This is a genomic window from Bradyrhizobium sp. USDA 4538 (assembly GCF_024171045.1).
Lineage (GTDB): Bacteria > Pseudomonadota > Alphaproteobacteria > Rhizobiales > Xanthobacteraceae > Bradyrhizobium > Bradyrhizobium australafricanum.
In genome coordinates, this window is record NZ_JALJZE010000001.1 from 5,990,793 (window position 1) to 6,003,037 (window position 12,245).

11 protein-coding genes are annotated in these 12,245 nt (G+C 65.1%); 4 read left to right on the plus strand and 7 right to left on the minus strand.

Features of this window, described 5'->3' with window-relative positions; genetic code table 11:
* Positions 1-101: 101 nt before the first annotated feature.
* Positions 102-626 (minus strand): lytic transglycosylase domain-containing protein, encoded by a 525-nt coding sequence (locus J2R78_RS27145; protein WP_253607513.1) that lies wholly within the window; start codon positions 624-626, stop codon positions 102-104.
* A gap of 371 nt (positions 627-997) precedes the next feature.
* Here J2R78_RS27145 and J2R78_RS27150 point away from each other — a divergent pair, with 371 nt between their 5' ends.
* Positions 998-1,195: a hypothetical protein gene (locus J2R78_RS27150; RefSeq protein WP_028332600.1), complete on the plus strand. Its 198-nt coding sequence runs from the start codon at positions 998-1,000 to the stop codon at positions 1,193-1,195.
* Positions 1,196-1,224: 29 nt separating this feature from the next.
* Here the strand turns inward: J2R78_RS27150 and J2R78_RS27155 are convergent, their stop codons facing one another.
* Entirely contained in the window at positions 1,225-2,583 is a 1,359-nt protein-coding gene (locus J2R78_RS27155; RefSeq protein ID WP_253607514.1) for an ATP-binding protein, read from the minus strand.
* Positions 2,584-2,585: 2 nt separating this feature from the next.
* Positions 2,586-3,323: a response regulator gene (locus tag J2R78_RS27160; RefSeq protein ID WP_018273044.1), complete on the minus strand. Its 738-nt coding sequence runs from the start codon at positions 3,321-3,323 to the stop codon at positions 2,586-2,588.
* 287 nt (positions 3,324-3,610) lie between these two features.
* Here J2R78_RS27160 and J2R78_RS27165 point away from each other — a divergent pair, with 287 nt between their 5' ends.
* Positions 3,611-3,988, plus strand: a complete 378-nt coding sequence (locus tag J2R78_RS27165; protein ID WP_028344225.1) for a PRC-barrel domain-containing protein — start codon at positions 3,611-3,613, stop codon at positions 3,986-3,988.
* Here J2R78_RS27165 and J2R78_RS27170 read toward each other — a convergent pair.
* On the minus strand, positions 3,970-4,344 hold the full coding sequence (locus J2R78_RS27170; protein ID WP_253607515.1) for a hypothetical protein: 375 nt from the start codon (positions 4,342-4,344) through the stop codon (positions 3,970-3,972). The two genes, J2R78_RS27165 and J2R78_RS27170, sit on opposite strands and share 19 nt — an antisense overlap.
* Between J2R78_RS27170 and J2R78_RS27175 the strand changes: the two genes are divergently transcribed.
* Together J2R78_RS27175 and J2R78_RS27180 are read left to right on the plus strand one after the other, a co-directional pair.
* Positions 4,325-4,852 (plus strand): PRC-barrel domain-containing protein, encoded by a 528-nt coding sequence (locus J2R78_RS27175; protein ID WP_253607516.1) that lies wholly within the window; start codon positions 4,325-4,327, stop codon positions 4,850-4,852. The two genes, J2R78_RS27170 and J2R78_RS27175, sit on opposite strands and share 20 nt — an antisense overlap.
* A gap of 181 nt (positions 4,853-5,033) precedes the next feature.
* On the plus strand, positions 5,034-8,102 hold the full coding sequence (locus J2R78_RS27180) for a glycoside hydrolase family 38 C-terminal domain-containing protein (protein WP_253607517.1): 3,069 nt from the start codon (positions 5,034-5,036) through the stop codon (positions 8,100-8,102).
* 79 nt (positions 8,103-8,181) lie between these two features.
* Here the strand turns inward: J2R78_RS27180 and J2R78_RS27185 are convergent, their stop codons facing one another.
* The 3 genes from J2R78_RS27185 to J2R78_RS27195 form a co-directional block, all read right to left on the minus strand.
* Positions 8,182-9,396 carry an ABC transporter substrate-binding protein gene (locus J2R78_RS27185; RefSeq protein ID WP_076824067.1) on the minus strand — a complete coding sequence of 405 codons (1,215 nt, stop codon included), beginning with the start codon at positions 9,394-9,396 and terminating at the stop codon, positions 8,182-8,184.
* A gap of 273 nt (positions 9,397-9,669) precedes the next feature.
* The gene (locus tag J2R78_RS27190; protein ID WP_253609922.1) at positions 9,670-11,238 is read right to left on the minus strand and encodes a DUF4403 family protein; all 1,569 of its coding nucleotides are present in this window, start codon (positions 11,236-11,238) and stop codon (positions 9,670-9,672) included.
* 189 nt (positions 11,239-11,427) lie between these two features.
* Entirely contained in the window at positions 11,428-12,117 is a 690-nt protein-coding gene (locus tag J2R78_RS27195; RefSeq protein ID WP_253607518.1) for a L,D-transpeptidase, read from the minus strand.
* Positions 12,118-12,245: the final 128 nt, after the last annotated feature.

Consider the following 12,245-nt stretch of genomic DNA (forward strand, 5'->3'; position numbering starts at 1 on the left):
AGGCGGATGGGCTCGTGTGTCAACTTGTATGCCAGACGCGTTGACAGGCGGTGTCGAGGATGGCCGGCACGCGCCGTGGGGCTGCGCGGACACGATCGGCGCTATTTTTCGGCCTGTTCCGGCTTCGGCTCGGCGGTATCGGCCGTCATTTGCTCCGACTTGGCGAATTCCTTCGGCGGTGCACCCGCGCCGCCATGCTTCGCTTCCTTCAGGTGATCCCCGCGCTGGCGCTTTGCGACGTAGTAATACCCGCCCGCGAAATAACGCACGGCTCGATCGTGATTGCCATCGGCGGCGCGATAGGCGCCGGCGAGGTATTTGATGCCGTATTTGAGGTTGGTCTGGGGATCGCGCAGACCCTCGGCGGTACCGGTGTAGCCGAGGCCACGTGCAGTGCCGAGCTTGATCTGCATCAGCCCGATGGTGCCGCCGCGTCCGATCAGCTGCGGATGGTACTTGCTCTCGCGCACGATGACGCGATGCACCAGCTCTTCCGGTACGAGGTTGGCCTGGGCCTCGGCCGCCACCATCGCCTCATATTGCGCGCGCGATTGCGCCTGCGCGCTCGCGCAGGGCGCCAGCAGCGCGATTGCGGCAAGGCAGCCAAGGGCTTGTACGGTCTTCATCTCAATCGCTCGGGCTTTCAGATGCGCGTCGGTTCTGCGGTCTCATTGGTACGGCTAGCGGGCAGGAATGTGGCAAAACCTTCGCATCAGCGAACGTTATGCATCCGTGATTGTCCGGTCATGGGGTGAAGGGACGACGCGATTGCAAGACGGATGCTTCAAATTGTTTGCTTCAATCGTCTCAGCCAAAAATTGTCTTGGCCTGCAATTTCCTTCTAGTTTTCCTGACTAATTTTGCCGCACGCTATCCACAGCAGTTTGTCGTGCAAACGAATCAATGAAGGTCTAGACTTCATCCACGGCAGAGTGCGCGATCGTTCAGTCAGCAGCTCTGTCCAAGCACGCAAGAAACAACATTCGGGAGATGCGCCATGGTCCGTCAGGACACCGGCTATATGCCTCGCGAAAATCCCTGCGCGCAATGCGGCAAGCCGATCGCCCGCCCTGATTGGGTGGAGCACAGCGAAGGCCGCTCCTCGTTCCTGTGGAATTGCCGCGCCTGCAATTACCGCTTCGAGGCCATCGCGATCTACGAGGAAGCGGAGCTCATTACGCCGCTCGCCGCTTGACGTCTCCTCATCGCATCAGCTTCAGCTGATCAGGCCGCGGATTTCTGCCGCGGCTGCAATTGCTGTTGCCGCGCCGGCAATTCGATCCGGACCACGAGCCCGTGCGGCTTGCGATCGTGCAGCGACAGCGTGCCGGCATGCGCGAGCACGATGGCGTTGGCGATCGACAGACCAAGGCCGAAGCCTTCGGCCTCATCCATGTTGCGTGCCTGGTCGCCGCGCACGAACGGCTCCAGCACGCTCGCCTTGTGCGCATCCGAGATGCCGGGCCCGTCATCCTCGATGTCGACGACGAGGCGGTCGGGCTTGACGTCGAGGCGCACGGCAACTTCGCCGCCGAACCGCACGGCATTCTCCACCAGATTGGTGATGCAGCGATGCAGGTCGGCCGGCCGCGCGGTCGCCATCGCGTGCTGCGGGCCCGTGTAACTGACCTTGTGTCCCATGTCGGCGAACTGATCGGTGACGAGGTGCAGCGTGCTCGCGATGTCGACCAGCGTCATCTCCTCGAGCTTGCGGTCGTTGCGCAGGAACGACAGCACCGATTCCAGCATCGAGCGCATCTGGTCGAGGTCGCGCAGCATGCGGTGGCGGTGCGTCTCGTCCTCGATGAATTCGGCGCGCAGCCGCATCCGCGTGATCGGCGTGCGCAGGTCATGGCTGATCGCGGCCAGCATCTTGGTGCGATCGTCGATCAATGCGGTGATGCGCTCGCGCATCCGGTTCAGCGCCCGGGCCAGCGAACGAATCTCCTCCGGACCGCGCTCGGGCAGCGGCGCGGCGGCGCCGTTCAGGCTGAAGGTCTCGGCGGCCTTGACGAAGGACGACAGCGGCGCGGTAAGCGCCCATGCCGCCCACAGGCCGAGCAGGGTGACGCTGATGACGGCGAACAGCACCGTCATCATCCACGGTCCACCCCAGAACGGCCGCATGTGCTGATCCGGCGTCAGGTTGGCGGCGAACATGGCGCCGTCGGGCAGGCGGATCGCGACGCGGCGAATTTCGCCGTCATGTGGCGTGCTGCCAGCTTCGCGCGGCAGTAGGAAGATGCGATAGCCGGCGCCGAGCCGGCGCAGCGCGTGCAGGCTCGGCGTGTCGGTTTCGGTGAGCGCGCCGGCATCGGAAGGCAGGTCGCCGATCGCAAGTTGCGGGAAGGCACGGGCGACGTCGGCCAGGAGCCGCGGCCGCTCCGACGCCGGGGCATGCCCGAGCAGCTGCGCGGCGGCGGCGAGCTGGGTGTGCCAGCGGTCCGACGGCTCCACCCGATCAGGGCGATGGATCAGGAAGGTGGCGGTGATGATCAAGTGCAGCGCGACGATCGAAACGACGACCAGCGCCGCCATCTGGGCGCCGATCCCCCGCAGACTCAGCACGCGCAGCAGCTTCATGGTCAATTGTTCGTGGCGGCAACCGCCTCCACCCTCGGCGTGAACACATAGCCGCCGGAACGCACCGTCTTGATCATGGTGGCTTCCTGCGGATCGGGCTCGATCTTGCGGCGGATGCGGCTGACCAGCACGTCGATCGAACGTTCGAACGAGCCGGCGCTGCGGCCCTGGGTCAGGTCGAGCAGGCTGTCGCGCGACAGCACGCGGCCGGGCCGCTCGCAGAAGGTGCGCAGCAGGTCGAACTCGGCGCTGGTCATGGCGACGCGCGCGCCTTCGGGGTTGCGCAGCTCGCGCAGGCGGATGTCGATACGCCAGCCGAGGAAGGTCAGCGTGGTCGCGCCCTCGATCGCGCTGGCGTTGCGCGCGGCGGCCTGCCGGCGCAGCACCGCGTTGATCCGCGCCAGCAGCTCGCGCGGGTTGAACGGCTTTGCCAGGTAATCGTCGGCGCCCATCTCGAGGCCGAGGATGCGGTCGACGTCCTCGCCGCGCGCGGTCAGCATGATGATCGGCGTCTGCGATTCCGCCCGCACCTTGCGGCACAGGCTGAGGCCGTCCTCTCCGGGCAGCATGACGTCGAGCACCAAGAGATCCACGCGGTGGTCGGTCATCGCCTTGGCCATCTCGCGGCCGTCGGAGGCGGTCGTTACATGACAGGAATTGGTGCGGAGATATTTTGCGATAAGGGACCGCGTCTCGCGGTCGTCCTCGACGACAAGGATATTGGGCGCAGCCTGGGTCATACCGATCTTTTGTCCGTGATTCGGGGAAAGCGGCTCAGGAATTTTGTTTCAGTATGTGTCTGAAATCTTGCCCGGCTATCCGGGTTAACAGGTCGGCCGCAGGGAGAAAAGTTATCGTTCTGTCATCGATCCTGATGCCCTGAAATGCGGGCAGAACCCTCCCGAACGGCGCATTTGTCCCTGGCCGCCATGGCAGCCGGAGAAAGGGCAGGGCGGCTGTCATATCCGGGGGCGGAACCCGTTACCCCGGCGACGCGTTATTTCTCTTTCGGGTCAAGGAGGGTGAGATGGCTGTCGAGGTCGAGACCAGGCCGCATCAGCTCATTGCAAGCGACCGGGTCGAGGGGACGGCGGTGCGCCGGGCCAATGGCGACATGATCGGCCATATCGAGCGGCTGATGATCGACAAGATCTCCGGCAAGGTATCGTACGCGGTGTTGAGCTTCGGTGGCTTCCTGGGCATTGGAACCAATTTGATCCCGCTGCCCTGGGGCCGGCTGCACTACAACCCGAAGTTCGAGGCCTATGAGCTCGACATCGAGGACGAGGAGCTGAAGCGCGCGCCGTCGTTCCGTGCCGACAAGGATTTCGATTGGGGCGATCGCTCGCAGGAAGTCGAGCTGCATCGCTTCTACGGCGTGCCGCCCTATTGGGGCGGCTTCTGATCGCGCGGCAACATGCGCGCATGACGACGCTCGCCGATCGATGATGCGGTTGCCGGGACGAGCGCGCGGCTTGTGCAGCGCGGTTCGCCGGGACGACTTAGTGAGCCAAACATCGTCACATCATGGACTGCGCGTCCGGCGCAGTCGTGAGGCTCAACCGCAAGCTTGGTTGAGAGATCACGATACCTTTCGTCAACCGGCGCAGCGTTTCCGTGCGCTGAAAGGTCCTCACCCTGTTCCTCGGCATTTAAGCGGCTTTTGAGCGCAGGTCCGTTAGGAACGGTTGCGAAGATGACGGGTTTTCCCAGCATCGATTTTGCGAGAGGAGAGCCATCAATGTTGGTCAAATCCATCATCGCCGGCCTCGCCGGCACCGCGCTGCTTGCAACCGTCGCCGTTGCGCAGACGCCAACCGATAAGGGCGACAAGATGTCTCCTGCGGCGTCGACGTCATCCACGTCAGCCACGTCGCCGGATTCGTTCAAGGGCAACTGGCGCGCGTCGAAGGTCGTCGGCCTTAGCGTATACAACGACGCCAATGAAAGCGTCGGCTCGATCAATGATCTGCTGATGGAGAAGGGCGGCGCCATGAAGGCGGTCGTGATCGGCGTCGGCGGCTTCCTTGGCGTCGGCGAGCACCTGGTCGCGGTACCGATCGACAAGGTGAAGTTCGTGAACGAGCCGATCGCCTATACCGGCGCCTCGAACACCGGCAGCACAAGCAAGTCGACGACCACCACCACGGGCGCGGCGCCTGCGGCGGCGACGTCGAAGCCGAATCCCTGGTATCCGGATCATGCCGTGTTCAATGCGAGCAAGGATGAGCTGAAGGCGATGCCGGAATTCAAGTATTCGATCGACTAACGCATCGCGTCACCTGCAAGAGAAGAGCGCGTCCGGTTGCTGCCGGGCGCGCTTTTTTGCTGGCCGGATGGATAAAATTTGGGAAGAGTGTAGGGAGTAGGTCAGGCGATCCAATTCGGACAGCGCGTTGCAATCATCATCAACCCTCACGTGATCATTCGTCAAATGGCTGAAGAACCTGATGAATGACAGGGACCGCGATAGCGGCGATCCAGCGGTAGCCCGGATTCGCGGCCGCTACCCGCAATACACGCGGCGCCGGTTGCAAGGCTTTGCGGAGCGGCTGCAACAGAAGATTCATGCCGACCGCGTGCCGGTCACTTCGCTCGCGCTTGCCGGTCCCACCGAGCGGATCAGCCTCGAGGACGCGCTCAATCTCGATTATCGGCCGGTCCCGTTGGGCGAGGCGCTGGGACCGCTATGGGCGACCTATTGGGTGCACGTCGTGGCCGAGGTGCCGCAGGCCTGGGCCGGCTCGCGCGCGGATTTGTATTGGGACAGCCGCTCGGAAGCGCTGCTTTGGCTCAACGGACGTTCCTCGCAGGGTCTCAATCCCGGCCGCCACACCGCGCCGCTCGTTCAGTCGGCCCGCGGCGGGGAGACCGTCAGCTTCCATGTGGAGGTGGCCTGCAACGGCTTGTTCGGCGCGTTCTGGAGCGATCCGCAGGCCTACGCGCTGGTCGCCTGCGAGCTGCGCCGCTTCGATCCCGAGGCCTCGGCATTCTATTTCGACTACGAGGTGCTGCGCCAGCTTGAAGGTGACCGCGATCCCACGACAAAGTCGAGGTCATACGGAGCTGTCGGAGAGACGGCGCAGCCGGCGCTGGATCGGACCTGGGCGGGGCGCCTGCTGCACGATCTCAACCGTATCTGCAACATCACCGATCCCGACGATCGCGCGACATGGCCGGCGGCGCGGGCGATCCTCGACGGCCTGCTCGCGGCACGAAACGGCAGCATCACCCACGAGATGTCGGCGATCGGCCACGCCCATCTCGACACGGCATGGCTGTGGCCGCTGGCGGAAACCCGGCGCAAGGCGCAACGCAGCTTCTCCACGGCGGTGGCGCTGATGGAGCGCTATCCCGATTTCAAGTTCGCCTGCTCGCAGGCCTATCAGTACGCCGTCATCGAGCAGAATGACCCTGACCTGTTCGCCCGAATTCGCGCCAAGGCCGCCGCCGGCCAATGGATTCCGGTCGGCGGCAGCTGGATCGAGCCGGACTGCAATCTGCCGTGGGGCGAGTCGATCTGCCGTCAGTTCCTCTATGGTCAGCGCTATTTCGAGCAAACGTTCGGCGCGCGCTCCAGCGTGTTCTGGAATCCCGACGTTTTCGGCTACGACGCCCAGCTGCCGCAGCTGATGCAGTCCGCGGGGATGTCGCGCTTCCTGACCCAGAAGCTGTCGTGGAACAAGTTCACCTCACCGCCGCATCACAGCTTCCATTGGCGCGGACTGGACGGCAGCACGGTGCTGGCACATTTCCCCCCGGCGGACACCTACAATGGATCGGCGCAGGTCGCGGAGCTCCGCTATCACGCCGCCAATTACAAGGACGCCGACCGTTCGTCCGACGCACTCTATCTGTTCGGCTATGGCGACGGCGGCGGCGGTGCCGACGAGACGATGCTCGAGACGTTGCAGCGCGCAAGGGACTTGCAGGGGCTGCCGCGAATCCAGATTCGCTCCGTCGACGAGTTCTTCGACCGCCTGGCGATATCAGCGCCAGATCTGGCAACGATCGAAGGCGAGCTCTATCTCGAATATCATCGTGGCACCTACACCACGCAGGCCGAGACCAAGCGCCTCAACCGCGCTTGCGAGGCCGGTCTTCAGGCCCTCGAATTCGTGACCACGGTCGCGGCCGCCTGCCGGCAACCGGCACCGTCAGCACAGGAGATCGAAGCGCTGTGGCGCACGCTGCTGGTCAACCAGTTCCACGACATCATTCCCGGCAGCAGCATCCGCGAGGTCTATGAACGTGCGGAGGTCGAACTCGCCGGCGTGGCGGAGGAGGCCGGGCGTCGCACGCAAGCCGTGCTGGCGACACTGTGCGATCCCGAAGACGGCAATTGGACACCCGTCAACACGCTGGGCTGCGCGCGCGCCGAGGTCGCGTCCGACCCCGACGGCGAGCTTCGTCACATTGTCGCCGCGCCGTTTGCGGCGGGTGAAACGACGACGACCGACGATCGCGTTGTGGTCGCCGCCGATCTGGACGGCTTCGTGCTGTCGAACGCGCGGCTCGAAGCGCGCATTGATCGCAGCGGGCTCGTTCGGTCGCTGCTGCATGTTGCAACCGGCCGCGAGACCTTCGCATCGCCGGCAGCCCGGCTGCTGCTGCTCGATGACCGGCCGCTCGATTTCGAGGCATGGGATATCGATCCGTTCGCGCTGGAGACCGCGCGCGAGGTGACAGGGGATGTGAGCTGCGCCGTGCTGTCGGATGGCGGACTGCGCGGCGAAGTCCGTTTCGAGCGCGGGCTCGGACGCGCGAGCCGGCTCGCGCAGGTGATCCGCCTCGATGCCGGCGCCGATCATCTCGAATTCGAAACCACGGTCGATTGGCAGGAGCGCAAGACGGCGCTGAAGGTCATGTTCCCCGTCGCCTGCCGTGCATCGAACGCAACCTATGAAACCATGTTCGGCGCAACCGAGCGGCCGACCCATGCCAACGCGGATGCCGATGCGGCCAAGTACGAGGTGCCCGGGCATCGCTGGGCCGATCTCGCCGAGCCGGATTTCGGCGTGTCGCTGTTCAGCGACTGCCGTCACGGCTATTCGGCGTTCGGCAACCAGCTCGCGCTGACGCTGCTGCGCGGCTCCGAATTGCCTGATCCGCAGGCCGATATCGGGCGGCACCGGATGCGCTATGCGATCTATCCCCACCACGGCGACTGGCGCAGCGCGGACACGGTCGGGCGCGCCTTGCGGTTCGAGCGTCCGGTGCTGTGGACCAAAGGGCGCCCTGGCGCGCTGTTGCGACGATCGCTCCTGACCGCGTCTCCGGCCAACGTGATCGTCGATACGATCAAGCCCGCCGAGGATGGAGACGGCTGGGTGGTGCGGCTTTACGAGAGCGCCGGCATTCGCACCGCCGCGGCGCTCGATTTCGGCGTCGACATCGCGTCGGTGTGGATCAGCAACACCCTGGAAGACCGCATCGAGACCCTGCCGACCGAGGATCGGGGATGCCGCCTGGCGCTGCGTCCATTCCAGATCGCAACGCTGCGGGTCTGCCAGGCGTAGTGATTGCAGTGACTTTCGCCCCGGCTTGCGCCGAGAGGCCGGATCGCATCGCTGGATGCGATCCGGTGTGGCGTGGCCGTCAGTTCGACTTCACCAGCGGACAGCCGCCCTTGTCGAGCGGGCGGAACGCCTCGTCGCCGGGCACGGTGGCGATCAGCTTGTAGAGGTCCCACTCGCCCTTGGATTCCTCGGGCTTCTTGACCTCGAACAGATACATGTCGTGCACCATGCGGCCGTCGATCCGGATATGGCCGTTCTTGGCGAAGAAGTCGTTGACCGGCGTGGCGCGCATCTGGGCCATCACCTTCGGCGCCTCGTCGGTGCCGATAGCCTCGATCGCCTTCAGGTAATGCATGGTTGCCGAATAGAGGCCGGCCTGGATCATGGTCGGCATATGGCCGACCTTCTCGTTGAAGCGCTTCGAGAAGGCGCGCGTCTCATCGTTCATGTCCCAATAGAAGGCGTCGGTGACGATCAGGCCCTGGGTGGCCTTGATGCCGAGCGAATGCGTGTCGGTGATCTCCTGCAGCAGCGCGATCATCTTCTGGCCGCCCTGGGTCAGGCCGAACTCGGAAGCCTGCTTCAGCGCGTTGGTGGTGTCGCCGCCGGCATTCGCCAGCGCCACGACCTTGGCCTTGGAGGCCTGCGCCTGCAGCAGGAAGGACGAGAAGTCCGACGAGTTGAGCGGATGACGCACGTCGCCCAGCACCTTGCCGCCACTCTCCTTGACGACATTGGCGGCATCGCGTTCCAGCGCCATGCCGAAGGCGTAGTCGGCGGTGACGAAGAACCAGGTGTCCTCGCCGCGCTTGACCATCGCCTTGCCGGCGACGTTCGATAGCGCATAGGTGTCGTAGGTCCAGTGCACCGTGTTGGGCGAGCAGGCGGTGCCGGTGATATCGGAGGAGCCGCCGCCGGAATTGATGTGGATCTTGTTCTTCTCGCGCGTCAGCGCCGAGATCGGCAATGCGACCGACGAGGTCGGCACGTCGAGGATCGCGTCGACCTTGTCGTTGTCGTACCAGTTGCGTGCGATGTTGACGCCGACGTCGGGCTTGTTCTGGTGATCCGCTGCGATCACCTGCACCGGCTTGCCTTTCACCTTGCCGCCGTAATCGGCGACCGCCATCTCGACGGCGGCGACCGAGCCCTTGCCGGTGGCGTCCGCATAGAGGCTCGACATGTCGGTGAGCACGCCGATCTTGACGACATCGTCGGAGATCTGGGCGTTCGCCGCGGTCCCTGAGACCGCGAGCGCGAGGCCGGCCGCCGCTGCGGCCAAGAGTGTTTTCATCGTGTTTTTCTCCCTGACTTTTTCGTTGAGGGTTGCTTCCACCGGGGCGTTCTAGCCGCTGCGACAAGCTGTCGCAAAGACGACTTTTTGAGCATGCGCGCGGCAAGTGTTCCCCCTCTCCCCGCTCTTCGCGGGGAGAGGGTTGGGGTGAGGGGCCTTATCCACGGGTGGCGATTGTCGTGAGACCTGTACCCCCTCACCCGGATTGCTTCGCAATCCGACCTCTCCCCGCAAGCGGGGCGAGGTAAGAGAGCAATCCGCTCGGGCAGTGTCCTACAGCGCCGGTAACGCGGTGACGGCGGCCTTGATGGTGCCGTCGGTTTCCACGATCACCCGCAACGTCTTGGAATCGAAGTCGATCCCGGCAAGCCGGATGCTGTTGACCTCGGCGTCGACGCGAATGCCTTCCTCGTTCTTCTGCAGGTCGGCGATGGCGGCGGCGACCTTGCGCTGCGCGTTGGTCGCGAATGGCTTCAGGTCGACCACCAGCCGGTCGTTGAGGGTCTGCTGCATGTGCGGGATCGCCGCGCGTGCGGCGGCGCCGAGCAGGCCGAACGCGGCCTCGGATTCCACCGCCAGCTCGACGTCGGTCAGCCGCAGCGTCTGCGACGGCTGGTCGAGCCGCGGCCGGCCCCAGATGTGCACGGTCGCCTCGGCGCCCAGCCCGAACCAGCTGGCCTTCTCCTTGGCGTGCACCAGGAGCGAGATAAGAAGCCGGTCGCCGGAGGCGGCGATGCTCGCGCTCTTGACCGTCACGTCGACCGGACCGGAGCCGTCCTCGGGGAAGGTCTTGCCCTTGAGCTGCGCCTCGACCAGCTGGCTCAGCGTGGTGAAGGACAGGTCGACAGGCAGGCCGATCGCGACCTGGCTCGGCATCGGCGGCACGATCGAGAGTTTTTCGGGGAACGGGCAGTTCGGGGTGGTCTGCGCCTCCGTGATCCGCGTTTCGGCCTCGATCCCCATCGTCAGGATCAGCGAGGACACATCGACCTTCGGCTGCGCGGCGATCGCGCGGGTCGGTCGCAGCTCGAGCCACATCGGCGGCATCGAGGTGGTGCCGCCGGTGCCTTGCAGCGGGATCGAGCGGCAGGCCTTGGCCCATTGCGTGCGGGCGTTGTTCTGGAACACCGGGTCGTTGTGCAATCGGGCCTCGACCACAGAAATCTGGTCGGCGACCGCCTTGTCGATGACAGGCTTGACCTGGGCCGGCACGCTGATGCGGACGCCGGCCGTCGACAGGCTGGTGTCGCCGAGATTGACCTGTGCCTGAAGGTTCGGCTCGATCCGCCAGGATGCGCCGAGCTTCGGGCGCGCGGTGAGGGTGACGTTGCCCTTGATCTCGGCGTTGGCGTTGATGTTCTTGATGTTCACGGCGCCGATCTGCTTGGCGACATTGCCGCCGAGCAGGCTGCCGAGCGCGTCGTTGACCGCGCCGGTTGCCTTGGCGGACAACGCGCCGGTGACCTTGAGCGTGCCGTTGATCGGGGTGGTCAGCGTCAGCACGTCCTGCGCGCCGGTGGCCGCGATCGGCCCGCGCGATGCGGTCCAGCCGATGTCGGCATTTTGCAGGATTTGCTGGACCGGGTTGTCGGCCTTGCCGCCGAACGTCTTCGGCGCGCCGCGTTCGGCGGCGTCGCGGATCGCCGACAGCGCGACCGAGACCTGCGCCACGATCGTCGAGGAACGCGGCGCCTGCGGCAGCGGCGGCAGCTCTGCGAGCTTCGGCTTCTGCACGGTGACGCTCGGCGCGAGCCAGTCCATTGCCTTGAGGCTGATCACGAACGAGACCAGCACCACCGCGGTCCCGAGCGCTATCGTCCTTGGATGCATCGGTAGACGCATCATTCCCCCGGATGAAAATCAACTTGACGGCTTGTACAGGCCCCCCGACGAGGGCGCCAGTGTGGCGGGATCAAGCTGCTTCAGGGGCGGAAGGCGTTAAGGTTGATGAACGCGACAACGGCCCCGGCACGAGGTGCCGGAGCCGTGGTCGAGGACGCCTTTATCAAGGACGCCTTGGAAGGGCGGGAGTTAGCGGACGGCCGAGCCGAGATCGGCGCGGCGGTCGGTCATCGGCAGCACGATCACCTTGGTGCCGACGCTGACCCGCGAATAGAGGTCGGAGACATCTGCATTTGTCAGGCGCAGACAACCGGAGGACACGCGGGTGCCGATCGTCTCCGGCGCGTTGGTGCCGTGGATGCGGTAGATGGTGCCGCCGAGATACATGGCGCGGGCGCCGAGTGGATTGCCGGGGCCGCCGGCCATGTGGCGCGGCAGATAGGGCTGGCGGGCGATCATTTCCGGCGGCGGCGTCCAATCCGGCCACTCCGCCTTCTTGGTGATGGTCTGGGTGCCCGACCAGGTGAAGCCGTCGCGGCCGATGCCGATGCCGTAGCGCATCGCCTGGCCGTTGCCGAGCACGAGATAGAGATAGGTGTGCGGGGTGTCGATGATGATGGTGCCGGGCGCCTCGCGCGTCGGATAGGCGACGATCTGGCGGCGCAGGCGGGCGGGCAACTCGACCGAACGGTCTTCCTCCTGCGCCTGCGGCATCGACTGCACCGGCGGCTGCACGGCCTCGGTCGGCGGCGTCAGGATGAAGGGGAACATCGGCAGCGGAGCGGCCGCGGCGGAATCTGCGAAAGCGACGGTGCCAATCGCCAGCGCACCGAAGGCGGCGGCAGCGAGACGTGAGTTCAGCTTGATGGAATTGAACATTGTCGACCCCTGTTGTTTGCGCCCTGCGCGCCAGTTCCGGCGCGTCGTTGGGTCAAAGCAGTACAGGTGAGGCGTTTCAGGACGTTTGCACGAAATCGCCAAAATGGTTTCGTGCCGTTAGGGAATTG